We start from the raw sequence: 14,597 nt of genomic DNA, 5'->3' as shown, positions 1-14,597 counted from the left end.
TAAAAAAGCCCTCAACTGAGGGCATTTGTCTAAAAAATTGTCTAGATTTTGTCTAGAATTGTCTAAATTAGACAACTTAGAACGGAATATCATCATCTAGCTCATCACCATTATTCTGCGCTGGTGGCGTGTAGTTGCCGTTTTTAGCGTTGGCATAAGCATTGGATTTTGTTGATTGCGTTTGACGTGGTGGTGCGTTTGTTTGCGCACCTTGTCCATCTTGGCGACTGTCTAGCATTTGCAATACATCGCCTTGAATTTCGGTGGTGTAACGCTCAATGCCTTGTTGATCTTGCCATTTTCTGGTTCTGATACGACCTTCCACATAAACTTTTGAGCCTTTTTTGAGGTATTGCCCTGCAATTTCCGCTAACCGCCGATAAAGTACAATTCTGTGCCATTCGGTGAGTTCTCGCCGTTCGCCTGTTTGTTTATCCGTCCAGCTTTCTGATGTCGCCACGCTGATTGTTGCAACCTGATCGCCATTTTGCATTGTGCGGATTTCTGGATCGTTGCCTAAATTGCCGACGATGATGGCTTTGTTTATGCCTGCCATTGGTTTTCTCCTTTAAGTGCCTTAAGTGCGGTCAAAAATTCGGGAATATGGTAATCAAACGCTTCCATCAATGCTTGATTTCGTTCTACCGTGAATAAATAAAGCGGCTGCTTTTGATATTCGGGGCAGTAGCTGACGAAATCCCACGTTTCATAGCCTGTTACCCACAGATTCGCTTGCACTTGGATAACATATTCAAGCGGTATGCCCCCTTCAATAATGTAAGTAATGTGTGTGCTCATTTTCGGGCATTTAATTTCTAACCCTTTTTTCAGTTCGGGAATGAGTCCATCAGGGCTAACCATTACTTCTCGTTTCTCATCAAGGTACACGCCGCCGACTTGCTGTACTTTGTTGCCAGTCAAGAACTCATAAGCACCGCGTGCAAGCGGTTCAAGCTGGTTGCCACGCTCCATATAATCAGATTTATAACGGCTATCAGGTAAACCTAAAATGCTTTCTTCGACCAACTCGGCAAGGTATTTTATATAGGTAGCGGATCTATCACCGCTTATTCGAACGATATTTTTGAACCCCGTACCGGTAGGAATGCCTAACCGTGCGGTTAGCCATTCTTCCGAACCTTGTTCACAATCAAGGGTGATCAAACCGTCTATCATAGTGGAACTTCCTCGCTCGCCTTGTTGTTGTCATTTTGTGCAGATTCATCTAATCGCCCGTTAAGGGTCTTGATAAAATGCTCCGCTTTCGCTTTTGACAACTGCTCAATACTTTGCACACTGTAGTAGGCAAAGGCTTTTTCAGTGTCAGTGTTCGTGAGCTGAATAAGCTGATTGAGGGTGTCGATTTGTTCAGATGTGGCTAATTCGACTGCTTGCCCTTCAATCACATTCGGTTTTGGCGTTACATTTAACGGTTCTTTTTGATTTTCTACAATGCGTTCAGCTTCGTCTTGGTCATAAATACCAGTAAAGCCAAAAGCTAACCTTGCACATTGGATCATCGCTTTGTGGCGTAACATTCGTTTTGGGTGCGATTTCCACGGTTGCGTGTTGCGGCTACATTCGATCATATATTCCGTAACTGTTGTTGGGCGAGTGCGGTCTTTGCGGTAGATATTACAGGTGCAACTGTTATCATCATTAAAGGTAAATTCAATACCGTCAAATTGTGGGTGGTCGTTCATAATGCGAGACCAACCATCCACGCCGACAATCGGCACAATGCCACCGTTATTTGGGAATGCGTAGATTTCATTTGTCCAAGGGTTTAAGCCGTGTTGGTTAGCAACAACCAGTAGGGCGGTCATTTGGTCGGGGCTTACATTTTGCCCACGAAAGGCAGTTGCCATTAGGGTTTGTGGTAGATTTTCGCTACTGCCCATTTCAAAGCGTTCAGCGAGTTTATTTGTTAAGGTTTGAAGTGCTGTTGTCATCGTATAATCCTTATTGTTTAACAATCGTTGCAGTAATTCCCAACGCTTTCACTGGAGCGAAATATTCTCTTAATTGTTCAAGCGTTCCTGTAAATGGGATTTCTTGAGCTGGGATTTTGAGAATAAATTGCGTTGCCGTTGCTGCCGTTTCTTGTGTTGGCGTTTGCGGTTCAATATGCGCCGTGTTTTCATTGGTTTCTGTTTTCTCGTTGGTTTGTAATGCGTTAAGGTTTGCTTTCGCTTCTGCGCGAGCTTTTGCCTCTTGCTCCGCTTTGGCTTTGATTTTCGCTTCACGTTTTTCTTCATCAGCAATGCGTGCTTGAATGATAGGTTCAAGGTCGTCATCACCAGTAATCAGGTTGAGCCAATCCTTAAAGAGATACTCATAAGAGATAGGGATTAGCTTGCGGCGCGCTGAAAGGCGTGCGGCTTCTGCTGCAATTTCTGCCCCGATAAGGGTTTCTTCGGCATTTACAGCTTTCGTGAGAGTAGCAAGGGTGCTACGGCGTTTGGTTGCTTCGTCTAAGCGTTTTTTAATCGTGGCTTTTGAGATAACCTGTTCAAGTGCAATGCACACATCATTTTCAAAGCCTGATTTAATGACGGCAAGTCGCTCAAATGCGTCATTAACAATGCTCGCTTTGATTTCCGCTTCTTTGGTTTTCACCAGCTTTTCACGCTCTAAACGAGCTTGGCGGAAACGTTCTGCCATCGCTTGAGCCTGTTCAATAAGCTGTTTAATTTCGCCATTTTGAGCATTGGCAATGGCTTCTTTAGTGCGTTTTTCTAGCTCGGTTAAATCTTTAATGTCTTGCTTTGCTTGGGCGAAGTCGTCATCCGTTTCAAATCTGTTGCTAAGCCCGGCAAGATAGTTTTCGGCTTGTTGTTGGAAGGTGGAAATGTTGGTTGAAAGCACTTTGCTTTCGGTGGATAAAATTAAATTGAATTCCATTATTAAATCCTCTGAATGATTTTTTTGCTTGGCTAATTTCTCGATGGTTTGTTGTCGGTAGGGGAGGTAATCCGCTCCGCTTCCTACGGCAAGCCAAAATAAATCGTTGTCGCACAGGGTTTGGGTGAACTCGTCAAAGAGCGTTTCATCGCCCTTTCTGATTTGCTCGTCAATGCGTTGGATTTCTGCTTGTAACCGTTCTTCAAAGCCATCTTCAGCGTAATGGGCTTCTAACAATCGTTCGCTTTGGCGATCGTAGGCTTGTGCGATTTGTAGGTAATTCATTGTTCCTCTCCTGTGCTTGTGTCGCCTTGACCATATCCGCAAGCATTGCGAACATTTCAGGTTCAAGCGTGATGGTTTGGGCGTTGGCTTTGCGGTCAAGCATTAGCCGTACTTTGCCGTTTTTGTCCACGAGATAACCATTCAAGCCATAAGGCGTAAACGGCTTGCGTGGCGTGACTTTTTTACGTTGGGTTTTAATCGTTACGGTTTGGATTTCTTGTGGGCTTTCGGTGTTCATTGTGGCTTCCTTTGTCTGTGTGGGTTCTTCTTTTCGCATTGGAATAACGGGCAACTCAGGCGTATTTTTGGGCTTTGGTGTGGCAGTTCGCCATTTATCATCAGGTATTGCGGGCAGAATAACTTGATAAGGAGAAGTTTTTTCAAGGTCGAAGTTTGGAATAACCGTTGAGGTTTTCACCGCTCCTGAATGTTGTAAGTTGTAGCTATCAATAATTTTATTTAGACGGTTGATTGCCACTTTTTGATTCACCATTTTTAATGTGGCTTTCCATAATTTGTCATTAATCCAACATTCACCGTGCCAATAAAATGAAACAGGGTCTTGAATGAGTTTGTAAAGATACTTGCGTTTTTTACTTGCCATTGTCTAACGCCTCCTGCAAAAGTGCGGTGTAATTTTTGAGGTATTTTTCAGCCTCAACGGTTAAATTGGGCTGTAAGTCGCCTTGTTCTTGTTGCCACTCAAGGTTGGCTTGGCGTTCCATTTCGGCGAGTTGTTCAGTGCTGAAACCTTGCATTGCGTAGTAATCTTCCGCTGTTTGTGCGTAGGCTTCGGCAAGGCTAAGCACAACGATAGTGGCAACAAGAAAGAGTAGGGTTTGTATTGTGTGTTTGATAAGGTCGTGCATTTTTTGTTTCCTCTGTGCAGGCTAAACTTCAACAAATCCACTATAGGGATAGAGGGAATAAACGGGCTGAATGCCTCTTGCTTTGAGTTTGCTTTCAAGGGTTGAAATTAAAAACAGAGGTGCATCAACCAACACATAATCGGCATTAAGTTGTGCCGCCATTGTGGTTAGATAGGCGGCACGCTCTTCAATCAATGCTTTGCTCGGCTGGCTGAAGAAGGTTAATGCTCGGTTGAATTGATGGCGTAACGCTGGATCGACATCAATAACACCAGCAGATTTTTGCTCTGGTGTTGCTTCTTTTGCGGTTAAATTAATAAAAATTTTCATTTTTTTGTACCTATAAAAAAGCCCACCTGTTACAGTGGGCAAACTTAGGAGTATTTATGTCTGCACGGGTTTAACGCCTTCCGTGTGGGCGTATTATTCACCTAATCTGGATTTAGCCACTTCGATCAAGAGTTGATATTCTCTTTTCGTTTTTTCATCGTGAACTTCCGCGGATTTTTTCAAAAACTCCTCAACAGAGCCACTAAAACATCCTCTAGTAGCCCACAATACTCCTTGCTTAGTTTTAAATACGGTTAATGTTCCGTACTCCGTACCAACATTCGAAAACCATACAATATCAGATCTCTCGGACACTTTGGCATCACCGCACACCACGGCATTACCGTACACCTTGGCATCACCGCACACCACGGCATTACCGTACACCACGGCATCACCGCACACCACGGCATTACCGTACACCTTGGCATTACCGTACACCACGGCATCGCCATACACCTTGGCATTACCGTACACCTCGGCATCACCGGACACCACGGCATCACCGGACACCACGGCATCACCGTACACCACGGCATCGCCGTACACCTTGGCATCACCGTACACCCAGGCATTACCACTCTGATCTAAGTTTGACTCTTTCTCGACATATCCACCCAAATCACCAGCACTAACGCCGATTGATGCGATTGCTACTAAAGCTTTTATGCGATAGAGTTTAATTTTAGTTACAAATCCGATCTCGATATATTCATCGGTTAATTCATATTTTTTCACTGAGTTTCTCCTATTTCTCATCTCATTCAGAACCACACTCAAAGCCACGAGGAAAAAAGACTAAAAACGAGTGGCTAAGAATGCGGTTTTGAATGGGCGACTGTGATTATTTAGGCTTGCCACAGTCAGCAAGAGACACGCCTTGTCATTCGGCTCACGCTGTAAATCGTTTCGTGCAGTCTTGTAGCAGACTGTTATCACCTCTGAAAATCCCCGTTAATCTGACTAAATTAATGGTTAATCAGGCTTTTGCTACGCGGTTGCCTGAAACCGCACCTTACGGTCGGTTTAACCTGCTAGAAAGCTGTCTCTCCAAGCTGTCACGCCCTTATAGCCGCGTTTGCTAGATTATTTTTTCGTTAATTCCGCTTTGGTAGTTACCTCGCCCTTGCTTCAACATTCCTTTCAACCTCACTACGAGTCATCGGTTCGGTCAAAAATAATCAAAAAGTCCTACTGTTCTTTTCGGCTACTCCCTTGCACCTTATTATGTGCGACCAGCTTTCACCTAAACACCTTGTCGGATTATGTCTGTTTCCCCTATTGGGCATAATGCTGTTGTAGCGGTGGGGCTATAGGGTCTTCCACGCTTTGACTAACTACTCACCATCAGGCGACAAGGTGTTTTATCTAAATTGTTAAAGAGCATCATCACCAAGATGAAATATTGAATTAGCTAAATTTATGTAGTAGCTTTAAAAGCAACCTTGCAATGCGTGATTGTGGCTTGACTGGAACATATATTGAACAGTAAAGTTCACCATCAATAGTTGCTTGGGACATTGCTTTGACTTTTTCTTGTGCCTCTTCAAGCGAGTTGGCGTAGACATCTGAACACCACTTCTTTCCTTTGAAGAAATAAGAAATTGCGTAGCGTTTCATTTCGTTTTGCATAAGGAGTTACCTCTATGTATTTTGAAATTTTCAAAGGTGTTAATGGTCAGTGGTATTGGCGACTAAAAGCCGCCAATCACGAACCTATAGCTCAAAGTGAAGGTTATACGACCAAACAAAACTGCTTACATTGTATCGGTCTTGTTATGGACACTAACCGACAAACACCTGTTCGCGAAGTTTAATTATCCAAGCCCTGTTACCGCAGGGCTTTTTATTTCATCTTGATTGTTAAAGAGCATTAAACGTTGTTTCGTTTTGATGGGTGTATTATGTACCATTGGTTCATATATGTAAAGAACTTTTTGTTCATCTCATAAAAAGAAAAGTACCAAAAGTACACATATTGTTGATTTATAAAGAAAAATAATTTCAAAAAATCTGTTTGATTGCTTGTTTTTTGAGCAAGAAAGTATAAAAAAATAGAAAACAGGGGGGTAAATCTGAGTGAAGTAGCATTTTTGTGGTGTCACGAAAATGGTTCTAAGGGATTTGAGGCAAAAGAAAACCGCCGTGGGGGCGGTTTGATGTTTTAAGCGGCGAGTTTTTCAAGCCAAATATCTTTTTTATCATAAGGCAGAATCTTTGCCGGAGATTGATTAAAGAGCAGAATAAGTTTATTTAATTGATCACCTACTGCTTTATCATCAATGACCACATAAGATTCATCATTTGTTTGTGCTGTTGGATTGGTCAGATCCATTATTTTACCTAGAACGCCATAAGCACTGCTCCAACTGCCTTTTGCTTTTACACTCGTTGTAAAAATCTGTTTGGTGTGTCGCTCTCCGCCGGTTAATGAAATTGGGATTGTAATTTGATGACCGCTCAATCCTGATTTTTTCACATCAAATCCGATATTTTGAGGGAATTGATGATGGCGAAAATCAGACTTTACCATCATCTCGAATTTATCTATTGGCACGTTGTACCAATCCATAGCAAGCGTATCTGTGATAATTGCCGCTTGAATGATGCGTTGCAAATTATGTGTAAGCATTTCACCGCTTGTTGTCGTGTTGATTTCCGCTCGATCGTTCAAGTTTAATCCGTAACGTTTTAACGTGCTTTTTATTTGGTCGATACGGTTAGTGGTTAGATTGATTCCTCGAGCGTTCATTTCCCACAAAGTTTGAGCATCGTCAGTGACAGTAAAACGATTTTCTCCCACTTGTTCAATGTATGCCTGAATAACGCTACCATCTTCAAGAGTGAAAGGGGTATTAATTAAAATCAAATCATCGGCAATAGAATGACATTCATAGCCTAGATTGGATAAGACTGTGCTGCATATCATAATAGCTCCATTTGTCCGTTGTTTGATAAGATTGGGTGAGGAATTTGCCCCACTGCGACAGTATTAAATTTTGCTAGAAAATAGCACATCAATTCAAAAAAATCATTTGATTTTTGATATTTTTCATCTAGTAAATAGCCCGTTTCTTGGTTTTCTTTACCGTGTAGAATGTGGTAGTGAGCACCACAAATACGGCTTTCGGCTATGGGCTTTACATGAGTTATTTTATTTACATGAACTAACTTTTCACCTTGATCAATAGCAAATAACCGTCTGTTTTTATAAAAAGCAATAAAGTTCATCGATGGCATTAAATTTTCTCTACGAGCAGGACGATAGGCAAAATAGGCCCTAAGCTGAGGTATAGGTAATCCATCACTATCGAAGAACGGAAGCTTTAACTCAAGCCAATAAGGATAAGGCTGAGTTTTTTGTTTTTTCCCCCATGTGGCTCCTTTAAAATGAATTTGTTTTTCTATCGCCATGATATGATTGATTTCTTGCTGGGGAATAATAATATCTTCAATACTTGCCATATCGTTCCTTTAAACTTTATATCATTGATATTCGCTCTTCTAGTTGCTACAAAGCTCTATTCGTTCTTTTACCTAGCCCACAAAATTCAACTTCTGGCTTTGGTGGACTATTGTTACAGCTCCAGCCTATGCTCAACCGCCACACCCAATAAAATTCAATTACTGGTTTGGTGGTTACAAATAACTCCTATGCTCAACCACCACGCCGATGATGCGGATATCTTGTCTCATTGAGCTAAGGGTTGGGAAATCAGGGTTAAGTGGAACAAGTTCAAAGTGCGGATGACCTGATTCGGAAATCTCACCTAATTCACGATAGCGTTTTAAGGTGGCTTCACCGTTTCCATTGACGGCTGCTACAAAGTCACCGGGGTGAGGGCGTTTGCGAATGTCAATTAACACTAAATCCCCTTCGCTAAATTTAGGCTCCATCGATAAGCCGCTTATCCTCAAAAAGAACGCGTCTTCGCCTGCATCTATCTCTGTGTCAATATAGTCATAACCCATACTATCGTGAAAATCGCACGCATCTGTCCACGTTCCTGCTTGAATTGAACTAATAAGGGGATAAGAGTGGGATTTTTTAACGTTCGCAGGAACAACGTTTTGATCGCCAAATGTTAGCCATTCTGGTGTTACTCCTAAATATTTGGCAAGAGCATAAGTTTTACTCGGTGAGGGGGTTGTTTCTCCGCTAAACCATTTACTGACCGCTTTAGGCGTTACTCCAAGGATTTTAGCAATTTCTGCACCACGCCCCCATTCTGCTAAACCTTTTTCTTTACAAGCAAGATCTAATCGTTTAGCAAAATTCTCTCTGAATTTTTCTTCTGTAATCATTTTTTATCTCCGTACCATTGGTTCAATTATAAATAAATATTGAAGTACTTTCAGTTCTGATTTATTATGTACTTAATGTTCATATTTTTATGAGGAATTATGAAAACACTTACACAAATTATTGACCATATTGGAGCTTCAAATGTTGCTCAATTATGCGGTATTACTTCTCGGGCTGTGTATAAGTGGCGAGCTTCAAATACATTGCCAAGAACAGATTACACGGGAGAAACGCAATATGCAGAGAAACTAGCTAATGCTCTCAATAATAAAATAACGGCTGACGACATTAAGCGACTAGCGAATCCAGCTAATCCATAATTTATCAACCCCACCCAAAAACAAAACCACAAAATCCACAAGGAATTTATGGCAATGAAGAAAACGATTATTGAAATGATAGAAAAGTGCCAAGGCGGAAAAGCAGCCGTTGCAGGCTTTCTTGGAATGACAGAACAGGCATTGAATAACCGCTTGTATCAAACCAAAGGACAGCGTTTCACCTGCGAAGAATTGATTGCCATTGAGCTTGAATATGGCGTAAGTAATTGGTCGGATGAAATCAATCGGCGTTTAGGCAAGGTGAGTTTTGCTGTACCGAACGAAAACGAAACTGACTTAGTCGAGCTATCGCAGTTACAACTGCAAGAACTGGCAGAGCGTGGGATTTTATTTGCCAAGCTCAACGAGTTTTTGAGCGACGGCGTACTGACGCAGGAAGAGCAAGATGTGTTGCATAAGTTATTGCACAAATCACAACAGACCACGGCAAAAGCGATCGAAGTGGCGATTGCTATTCATAAGCAATAGGGAGATAGAAAATGAGCTTACGGCAGAGATTTAAAGATGCCTTTAAATTCAGAAACCTTAAACATGCTTCGCCACTTACATTTTCCACACTGAAACGGGAATGTGCTGAAACTTCCTCCTGCGACCGTGAGACAGTTTGGGCAATAAACCGCTTCGATGTACCCGCTAGAGGTTTTTTTAAACGCCGCACCATGTTCAAAGATAAATTGTTCAGCTTGGCGATAACTCGCTATTTCATTCTCAAGTGCGGCACACTTTTCTTTATATTCGGACAGTTCTTTTTGAGCCGTTTCGTGAGCATATCTGAGTATTTCAATTTGATCCTTGAGCAAAGCAACTCTCTCATTCAAGACAGCGTTGCTTTCAAGACCAGAGAGCAAATCAAGAGTAGTTTTGACAGACGTGAAAATAGGGGAAATATCCATAGCGAACCTACTATCTGCAAAAATAATTCGGATTGTAAGAAAAAAGTAAATTTTAAGCAATAAAAAACCACCGTTGCCGCGGTGGCAATTAAGAGCTATAAGGAGCTACATAGATGACAGAATTATTACCGATAAATACAGAAAAATCAAGTATTACGATGAGCAGTCGCGAAATTGCGGAGTTATGCGGAAAACAACATAACCACGTATTAAGAGATATTAGAGCTTATGTTGGAGCTATTTTACAAATAGAACGAGGTATCAATGTTAAATCTCTTGATTGGAGTGAGAAAGAGGGTGTAGAACTTTTTGGACATACCCCCATTGGCGGTGTTGTGTGCCAGTATGAAGTTAATTCTCAAAATAATCAACGCTATCCAATCTATTATTTAGACAAATCTGCAACGTTAACAGTTATTTCTGGTTATAACGTCATTCTGCGTAAGCGAATTATTGATCGCTGGCTTGAACTAGAAAATCAGCAACAAAGCACCGCACTTTTGCCTCAAAACTATTTGCAGGCATTAGAGGCGTTGGTTGAGAAAGAACGACAAAATCAAGCTCTTGCATTAGAAAACAAGGAGCTAAAACCTAAAGCAGCATTTGTTGATCATTATGTTGACGTTGGCACAAGCAAATCCCTGCGAGAAACCGCCAAAATTTTAAATATGCCGGAGAAAGCAATGATTATCCGCCTTATTGAAGATAAGGCGTTATATCGTCAATCTGGCAACCTCTTACCTTATGCAGATAAACAGCAACAAGGTTTATTTACCGTGAAAACGGGGACAACTGATCACGATCACAATTACACGCAAACGCGAGTAACGGGCAAAGGTATTGAGTGGATCGCACAACGTTATGCTTCGGAGTTAATGCTATGAGTATGTTACTAATGGTTAAAGCAATGCAGTGCAAAGTGGGTAACCCTACCCGCAAATTAGTATTATTGAAATTAGCGGACAACGCTAATGATGAGGGCATTTGTTTTCCGTCTTACCAAAACATTGCGGATCAGTGTGAAATTACCCGTCGCAGTGCGATCTCGCATATTGAGGCATTGATAGAAACGGGCTTTGTTGAGAAAAAAACACGCAAAACACCAGAGGGTAACACCTCAAATTTATATGTGTTACACCTTGATCGAGATGGTGAAAATTCTGCACTACCTAGTGAAAATGATTCACTAAGGGTAGTGAAAAATTTACACCACCCTAGTGAAAATATTTCACCAACCCCTAGTGAAAATATTTCACCCAGAACCAGTCACTCTATTAACCAGTCAATTAACCATACTTCTTCGTCCGAAAAAATTTCGGACGGCAGCGTGGGCAAAAAATCTCGGTTTAAATTTTCCGATGACGATATGACTGCCGCACAGTGGATTTTTGGATTAATCCTAAAACTTAACCCCAACACCAAAACGCCGTCTTTCGAAAACTGGGCGAATGAGATCCGCCTGATGCGTGAGCGTGATAAGCGAACGCATAGGGAAATTTGCGGACTGTTTCAGTGGGCAAACCAAGACTTGTTCTGGAAAACCAATATTCTTAGCCCTGCCAAGCTGCGGGAGAAATGGGATCAGCTCACGGTGAAGAAAAACAACTCAAAACCACAGCGTAAAACGGCTTCAGAATTGAATGCGATTGAATGGAACACCGAGGAAGGTTGGAGAGGAATGCTGTGATCAGACAAGTTAATCCGCAAACAATGCAAAACGCAATGGCAAGACAAGCTAAATTTCCCAGCCAGCCACAGCAAAAATCGCAACGCTTGCCCAATGAGATTGAAAAATTGGTTGATCAGATTTTTTCGCAATTATTCGCTGCTTGCCCAGCAATGCGTGGTCAATTTGACGAAGTGCAGCTACCCATCACCAAGCGCACTTGGGTTTTAGGCTTTGCGGAAAACAATATTCGCACCATTGAGCAAGTTCGTGCGGGAATGCGTAAAGTGCGGTCGAAACCTGATGATTATTTCCCCGGTGTGGGCAAGTTTATTTCTTGGTGCAAGCAAGATCGCTTTGAAGCGTTAGGTTTGCCGAACGAAGAAGAGCTTTACCAACGACTCAAGAAATTCCAAGGCTACGGAATGCTGGAAATCCACAAATTCCAATTTGAGAGCGATGCGGAATATTGGCTGCTGACGGATTTGTATTGCGACAATCGTGAGGCAACAAAAAAAGAATTGAGAAAGGCGGTGGGAGAAGCATTAGACTCAATGGCAACACGTTTGGAAGCGGGCGAAACGTTGCCTAAACCGCAAATCACCCTGCCAGCGAAACCGAGCTTTGTTCCGCCTGAAGTGCAAAGAAAAATTAATCAACACGGCATTGAAAAATGCAAAGCGATTTTAGGGATGAAATGATGACCGAACAACAATTCGACAAAGACACGTGGTGCACGCCGAAATATGTTTTTGACTGGCTCTTACAGCGTTCGGTTACGTTAGATTTTGTGAAGAAGTGCGGTGGGTATGGCAAGTAAAACACGTCGCAAAACTGAGATCCACGCCGTGAAATACGCCAACGGGGCGATTGTGGCGGAAACGGATTACGATCGCAATTTGTTGAAGTCGTTACCTATAGGAAGTGCGGTGAAAATTGTGCCGTTATCTCATAATCGCAATTATCAGCATCACAAGAAATTTTTTGCTTTGCTTGATGCAGGCTTTGAATATTGGCATCCAGAATTTAGCGTTTTAACTCAGGCGGAAGAATGGGTTGCCCAAGCGGTGGCAAAAGAAATTGCGATAGCGGCTAATGATGAGAATTTGTATACCAACATTACAAAACCCATTGCCGACAAAGTATTAGCAAAAGTGCGATCAAACCGTGAAGCAAAATTAGATTATGAAGGAATGAAAACCCTTGAAGCCTATCTCGATCACGTGATGAAAAAAGCCGGGTTTTACGACATTAAACCAAACCAAGACGGAGGCACAATCAAAATACGTTGGTCAATCGCTTTTGATAGGCTACCTCAGGAGAAATTTAATGAAGTGTACAAAGGCGTGTATGGCGTGATTTGGAATGAAACCCTGTGTCACATCTATCAAAATGAATGGGAATTGGAAAACAAAATTAATCAGTTGATAGCGTTTGGAGGTTAGATGAATTTACGCAAAGAAGCCAAAGGACGTGAATGCCAAGTGCGGTTGCCAGGCATTTGCAATTTTAATCCTGAAACGGTGGTCCTAGCACATTATCGTATGGCTGGGATTAATGGTGTAGGTCAAAAGCCTGATGATATTTTCGGTGCGTGGGCTTGCAGCAGTTGCCACGATGCTGCCGACTTCAGAGTTAAAACAAGTTATTCAAGAGATGAATTACGGTTGGCTTTGGCGGAAGGGGTTTTTAGAACACAGGCTATTCTTAGAATGGAAGGCAAGCTATGACAAATTTGAGTTGGAGAAATAACTATATTCGTGGAATTGGTAAAAGACAGCATTTAGAAGTTAATCATAAAGATGGAGATAAAAATAATAATTTAGTTATGAACTTGGAATGGGTAACAGCGAAAGAAAATAATCACCATATGATTCACGTTCTTAAAAATTATAAGTGGAGTAAGAAACTTAAAGCAGAACAAATAAAAGAAATCTTTTTTGCGGAAGGTAAATACAAAGATATTGGTTGCACTTTTGGTGTTTCAGCCCAAACAGTATGCAATATAAAGAAAAAATCGACTTACCACCGTGAATTGGAATCAGTGGGGTTGTTATGAGCGAACTAATCCTAACTCTCCCTTACCCGCCTACGGTCAATCATTACTGGAAACACACAAAATCAGGCCTGCATTATGTGACGACACAAGGCAAAGCCTATCAGCAAGCGGTAAAAATCCTCAGCCAAAACGCACCGCACTTTGCGGGAAAGGTCGCGGTAAATATTAGCATTTACCCACCCGACAACCGCAGGCGGGATATTGATAATATTTTTAAAGCCTTGCTCGACGCCCTCGTTAAAGCGGAGGTGATCCAAGATGACAGTTTGATTGTTAAATTGGTGGCTGAAAAACTTAAGCCAGTGAAAGGGGGAAAAGTTGAAGTACATATTGAAGGAGTAAAATAATGCGAGCTATTGATGACATCCACACCACTGCAATACGCTACGGAAAATGGGCGAATGAAGGGCACGGCTTAGGCTACCCCGCTATTGAGCCCTTTTTAAAAGAAGCAGAAAAATGGCACCACGGCATTCCCGTGCTTGATGATGATACGGCACTAAAAATCAACGCTTGCACAATCAAAATGCGAGCGGTTACCCCAGAACTATTTCAAGCGTTTATGCTCCGCTTTGTTTCAGGTAAAAGTATTAATCAAATTTGTCAAGAAATGGACGTCAGCGACGGCACCGTGAAAAAATACATTTATGCCGCATTGCAATCGCTAAAACTCCTCCTAACCGAAAATCAATGTATTTTCATTGCCTAAACGAAAAAACTTTACTTGACAATAAAAAATTAGACACTATTATACAGCACAGAAGCAGAGAATGATTAGAAACGATTTTTATGATTCTTTGCTGCTGATTCCGGGACACAGTTCCTGAGACAGAATATGACGGAACCCATAGCAGCTCACAGACCATTTTTACTATCTGTACGGTTGTTATGGGTTTTTCTTTATCATCTCAATGAGTTCCCCAAAAGTTAGTTTTCAATAAGGA

At 41.8% G+C, this 14,597-nt stretch carries 24 protein-coding genes; 11 read left to right on the top strand and 13 right to left on the bottom strand.

The features are described from left to right. Positions 1–76 precede the first annotated feature (76 nt). The 9 genes from ssb to HBL79_RS07705 form a co-directional block, all read right to left on the bottom strand. Positions 77–556, bottom strand: a complete 480-nt coding sequence (ssb, locus tag HBL79_RS07750; RefSeq protein WP_035689249.1) for a single-stranded DNA-binding protein — start codon at positions 554–556, stop codon at positions 77–79. Next, positions 544–1,176, bottom strand: a complete 633-nt coding sequence (locus tag HBL79_RS07745) for a YqaJ viral recombinase family protein (protein ID WP_046097549.1) — start codon at positions 1,174–1,176, stop codon at positions 544–546. Before HBL79_RS07745 ends, ssb begins: the two co-directional genes overlap by 13 nt. Then, entirely contained in the window at positions 1,173–1,952 is a 780-nt protein-coding gene (bet, locus tag HBL79_RS07740) for a phage recombination protein Bet (protein ID WP_035689246.1), read from the bottom strand. Before bet ends, HBL79_RS07745 begins: the two co-directional genes overlap by 4 nt. Positions 1,953–1,962: 10 nt before the next feature. Continuing rightward, positions 1,963–3,189, bottom strand: a complete 1,227-nt coding sequence (locus HBL79_RS07735; protein ID WP_233570690.1) for a hypothetical protein — start codon at positions 3,187–3,189, stop codon at positions 1,963–1,965. Next, entirely contained in the window at positions 3,119–3,793 is a 675-nt protein-coding gene (locus HBL79_RS07725) for a hypothetical protein (protein WP_051128138.1), read from the bottom strand. Before HBL79_RS07725 ends, HBL79_RS07735 begins: the two co-directional genes overlap by 71 nt. Beyond that, positions 3,783–4,058: a hypothetical protein gene (locus tag HBL79_RS07720; protein WP_035689243.1), complete on the bottom strand. Its 276-nt coding sequence runs from the start codon at positions 4,056–4,058 to the stop codon at positions 3,783–3,785. The genes HBL79_RS07725 and HBL79_RS07720 overlap by 11 nt, the downstream gene beginning before the upstream one ends. Before the next feature lie 21 nt (positions 4,059–4,079). Continuing rightward, on the bottom strand, positions 4,080–4,388 hold the full coding sequence (locus HBL79_RS07715) for a hypothetical protein (RefSeq protein ID WP_046097548.1): 309 nt from the start codon (positions 4,386–4,388) through the stop codon (positions 4,080–4,082). Positions 4,389–4,481: 93 nt separating this feature from the next. Further along, positions 4,482–5,147 (bottom strand): bactofilin family protein, encoded by a 666-nt coding sequence (locus HBL79_RS07710; RefSeq protein ID WP_035689268.1) that lies wholly within the window; start codon positions 5,145–5,147, stop codon positions 4,482–4,484. A 651-nt stretch (positions 5,148–5,798) separates the two neighbouring features. Then, positions 5,799–6,020 (bottom strand): hypothetical protein, encoded by a 222-nt coding sequence (locus tag HBL79_RS07705; RefSeq protein WP_035689240.1) that lies wholly within the window; start codon positions 6,018–6,020, stop codon positions 5,799–5,801. A 14-nt stretch (positions 6,021–6,034) separates the two neighbouring features. On the opposite strand from HBL79_RS07705, the gene HBL79_RS07700 reads away from it, so the two are divergent. After that, positions 6,035–6,205: a YegP family protein gene (locus HBL79_RS07700; protein ID WP_017807323.1), complete on the top strand. Its 171-nt coding sequence runs from the start codon at positions 6,035–6,037 to the stop codon at positions 6,203–6,205. A 347-nt stretch (positions 6,206–6,552) separates the two neighbouring features. On the opposite strand, the gene HBL79_RS07695 is transcribed toward HBL79_RS07700, so the two are convergent. The 3 genes from HBL79_RS07695 to HBL79_RS07685 all read right to left on the bottom strand — a co-directional run bounded on the left by HBL79_RS07695 (position 6,553) and on the right by HBL79_RS07685 (position 8,693). Then, positions 6,553–7,317, bottom strand: a complete 765-nt coding sequence (locus HBL79_RS07695; protein WP_017807412.1) for a DUF1828 domain-containing protein — start codon at positions 7,315–7,317, stop codon at positions 6,553–6,555. Continuing rightward, the gene (locus HBL79_RS07690; RefSeq protein ID WP_017807413.1) at positions 7,314–7,853 is read right to left on the bottom strand and encodes a hypothetical protein; all 540 of its coding nucleotides are present in this window, start codon (positions 7,851–7,853) and stop codon (positions 7,314–7,316) included. The genes HBL79_RS07695 and HBL79_RS07690 overlap by 4 nt, the downstream gene beginning before the upstream one ends. Before the next feature lie 174 nt (positions 7,854–8,027). Continuing rightward, positions 8,028–8,693, bottom strand: a complete 666-nt coding sequence (locus tag HBL79_RS07685) for a LexA family protein (protein ID WP_046097547.1) — start codon at positions 8,691–8,693, stop codon at positions 8,028–8,030. 99 nt (positions 8,694–8,792) lie between these two features. Here HBL79_RS07685 and HBL79_RS07680 point away from each other — a divergent pair, with 99 nt between their 5' ends. Together HBL79_RS07680 and HBL79_RS07675 are read left to right on the top strand one after the other, a co-directional pair. Further along, positions 8,793–9,014, top strand: a complete 222-nt coding sequence (locus tag HBL79_RS07680; RefSeq protein ID WP_046097532.1) for a hypothetical protein — start codon at positions 8,793–8,795, stop codon at positions 9,012–9,014. A gap of 48 nt (positions 9,015–9,062) precedes the next feature. Next, complete coding sequence (locus HBL79_RS07675) at positions 9,063–9,503, top strand: YmfL family putative regulatory protein (RefSeq protein ID WP_017806454.1); 441 nt, start codon at positions 9,063–9,065, stop codon at positions 9,501–9,503. Positions 9,504–9,520: 17 nt separating this feature from the next. On the opposite strand, the gene HBL79_RS07670 is transcribed toward HBL79_RS07675, so the two are convergent. Next, positions 9,521–9,928, bottom strand: a complete 408-nt coding sequence (locus tag HBL79_RS07670) for a hypothetical protein (protein WP_046097546.1) — start codon at positions 9,926–9,928, stop codon at positions 9,521–9,523. A 113-nt stretch (positions 9,929–10,041) separates the two neighbouring features. Between HBL79_RS07670 and HBL79_RS07665 the strand changes: the two genes are divergently transcribed. From HBL79_RS07665 to HBL79_RS07630, 8 genes are all read left to right on the top strand, one after another. Next, positions 10,042–10,812 carry a phage antirepressor KilAC domain-containing protein gene (locus tag HBL79_RS07665; RefSeq protein ID WP_035689423.1) on the top strand — a complete coding sequence of 257 codons (771 nt, stop codon included), beginning with the start codon at positions 10,042–10,044 and terminating at the stop codon, positions 10,810–10,812. Then, the gene (locus tag HBL79_RS07660; RefSeq protein ID WP_035689420.1) at positions 10,809–11,615 is read left to right on the top strand and encodes a helix-turn-helix domain-containing protein; all 807 of its coding nucleotides are present in this window, start codon (positions 10,809–10,811) and stop codon (positions 11,613–11,615) included. The genes HBL79_RS07665 and HBL79_RS07660 overlap by 4 nt, the downstream gene beginning before the upstream one ends. After that, complete coding sequence (locus HBL79_RS07655; protein ID WP_017807330.1) at positions 11,612–12,295, top strand: replication protein P; 684 nt, start codon at positions 11,612–11,614, stop codon at positions 12,293–12,295. The genes HBL79_RS07660 and HBL79_RS07655 overlap by 4 nt, the downstream gene beginning before the upstream one ends. Before the next feature lie 108 nt (positions 12,296–12,403). Further along, complete coding sequence (locus tag HBL79_RS07650) at positions 12,404–13,039, top strand: DUF1367 family protein (RefSeq protein ID WP_052716788.1); 636 nt, start codon at positions 12,404–12,406, stop codon at positions 13,037–13,039. Then, complete coding sequence (locus HBL79_RS07645; RefSeq protein ID WP_035689367.1) at positions 13,040–13,324, top strand: DUF1364 domain-containing protein; 285 nt, start codon at positions 13,040–13,042, stop codon at positions 13,322–13,324. Beyond that, the gene (locus HBL79_RS12365; RefSeq protein WP_051128145.1) at positions 13,321–13,653 is read left to right on the top strand and encodes an HNH endonuclease; all 333 of its coding nucleotides are present in this window, start codon (positions 13,321–13,323) and stop codon (positions 13,651–13,653) included. The genes HBL79_RS07645 and HBL79_RS12365 overlap by 4 nt, the downstream gene beginning before the upstream one ends. Continuing rightward, positions 13,650–14,000 (top strand): RusA family crossover junction endodeoxyribonuclease, encoded by a 351-nt coding sequence (locus tag HBL79_RS07635; protein ID WP_035689370.1) that lies wholly within the window; start codon positions 13,650–13,652, stop codon positions 13,998–14,000. Before HBL79_RS12365 ends, HBL79_RS07635 begins: the two co-directional genes overlap by 4 nt. Beyond that, the gene (locus tag HBL79_RS07630; RefSeq protein ID WP_035689371.1) at positions 14,000–14,362 is read left to right on the top strand and encodes an antiterminator Q family protein; all 363 of its coding nucleotides are present in this window, start codon (positions 14,000–14,002) and stop codon (positions 14,360–14,362) included. The genes HBL79_RS07635 and HBL79_RS07630 overlap by 1 nt, the downstream gene beginning before the upstream one ends. The last annotated feature ends 235 nt before the right edge of the window (positions 14,363–14,597 follow it).

This window comes from Avibacterium paragallinarum (assembly GCF_011765605.1).
GTDB classification, from domain to species: domain Bacteria; phylum Pseudomonadota; class Gammaproteobacteria; order Enterobacterales; family Pasteurellaceae; genus Avibacterium; species Avibacterium paragallinarum.
The sequence above is the reverse complement of the archived record's forward strand: the minus strand, read 5'-3'. Positions and strand labels throughout refer to the sequence as shown.

Excerpts from the sequence above, each read along its gene's own strand:
- ssb (WP_035689249.1), bottom strand. The coding sequence starts at position 556 with ATGGCAGGCATAAACAAAGCCATCATCGTCGGCAATTTAGGCAACGAT.
- HBL79_RS07745 (WP_046097549.1), bottom strand. The coding sequence starts at position 1,176 with ATGATAGACGGTTTGATCACCCTTGATTGTGAACAAGGTTCGGAAGAA.
- bet (WP_035689246.1), bottom strand. The coding sequence starts at position 1,952 with ATGACAACAGCACTTCAAACCTTAACAAATAAACTCGCTGAACGCTTT.
- HBL79_RS07735 (WP_233570690.1), bottom strand. The coding sequence starts at position 3,189 with ATGAATTACCTACAAATCGCACAAGCCTACGATCGCCAAAGCGAACGA.
- HBL79_RS07725 (WP_051128138.1), bottom strand. The coding sequence starts at position 3,793 with ATGGCAAGTAAAAAACGCAAGTATCTTTACAAACTCATTCAAGACCCT.
- HBL79_RS07720 (WP_035689243.1), bottom strand. The coding sequence starts at position 4,058 with ATGCACGACCTTATCAAACACACAATACAAACCCTACTCTTTCTTGTT.
- HBL79_RS07715 (WP_046097548.1), bottom strand. The coding sequence starts at position 4,388 with ATGAAAATTTTTATTAATTTAACCGCAAAAGAAGCAACACCAGAGCAA.
- HBL79_RS07710 (WP_035689268.1), bottom strand. The coding sequence starts at position 5,147 with ATGAGAAATAGGAGAAACTCAGTGAAAAAATATGAATTAACCGATGAA.
- HBL79_RS07705 (WP_035689240.1), bottom strand. The coding sequence starts at position 6,020 with ATGCAAAACGAAATGAAACGCTACGCAATTTCTTATTTCTTCAAAGGA.
- HBL79_RS07700 (WP_017807323.1), top strand. The coding sequence starts at position 6,035 with ATGTATTTTGAAATTTTCAAAGGTGTTAATGGTCAGTGGTATTGGCGA.
- HBL79_RS07695 (WP_017807412.1), bottom strand. The coding sequence starts at position 7,317 with ATGATATGCAGCACAGTCTTATCCAATCTAGGCTATGAATGTCATTCT.
- HBL79_RS07690 (WP_017807413.1), bottom strand. The coding sequence starts at position 7,853 with ATGGCAAGTATTGAAGATATTATTATTCCCCAGCAAGAAATCAATCAT.
- HBL79_RS07685 (WP_046097547.1), bottom strand. The coding sequence starts at position 8,693 with ATGATTACAGAAGAAAAATTCAGAGAGAATTTTGCTAAACGATTAGAT.
- HBL79_RS07680 (WP_046097532.1), top strand. The coding sequence starts at position 8,793 with ATGAAAACACTTACACAAATTATTGACCATATTGGAGCTTCAAATGTT.
- HBL79_RS07675 (WP_017806454.1), top strand. The coding sequence starts at position 9,063 with ATGGCAATGAAGAAAACGATTATTGAAATGATAGAAAAGTGCCAAGGC.
- HBL79_RS07670 (WP_046097546.1), bottom strand. The coding sequence starts at position 9,928 with ATGGATATTTCCCCTATTTTCACGTCTGTCAAAACTACTCTTGATTTG.
- HBL79_RS07665 (WP_035689423.1), top strand. The coding sequence starts at position 10,042 with ATGACAGAATTATTACCGATAAATACAGAAAAATCAAGTATTACGATG.
- HBL79_RS07660 (WP_035689420.1), top strand. The coding sequence starts at position 10,809 with ATGAGTATGTTACTAATGGTTAAAGCAATGCAGTGCAAAGTGGGTAAC.
- HBL79_RS07650 (WP_052716788.1), top strand. The coding sequence starts at position 12,404 with ATGGCAAGTAAAACACGTCGCAAAACTGAGATCCACGCCGTGAAATAC.
- HBL79_RS07645 (WP_035689367.1), top strand. The coding sequence starts at position 13,040 with ATGAATTTACGCAAAGAAGCCAAAGGACGTGAATGCCAAGTGCGGTTG.
- HBL79_RS12365 (WP_051128145.1), top strand. The coding sequence starts at position 13,321 with ATGACAAATTTGAGTTGGAGAAATAACTATATTCGTGGAATTGGTAAA.
- HBL79_RS07635 (WP_035689370.1), top strand. The coding sequence starts at position 13,650 with ATGAGCGAACTAATCCTAACTCTCCCTTACCCGCCTACGGTCAATCAT.
- HBL79_RS07630 (WP_035689371.1), top strand. The coding sequence starts at position 14,000 with ATGCGAGCTATTGATGACATCCACACCACTGCAATACGCTACGGAAAA.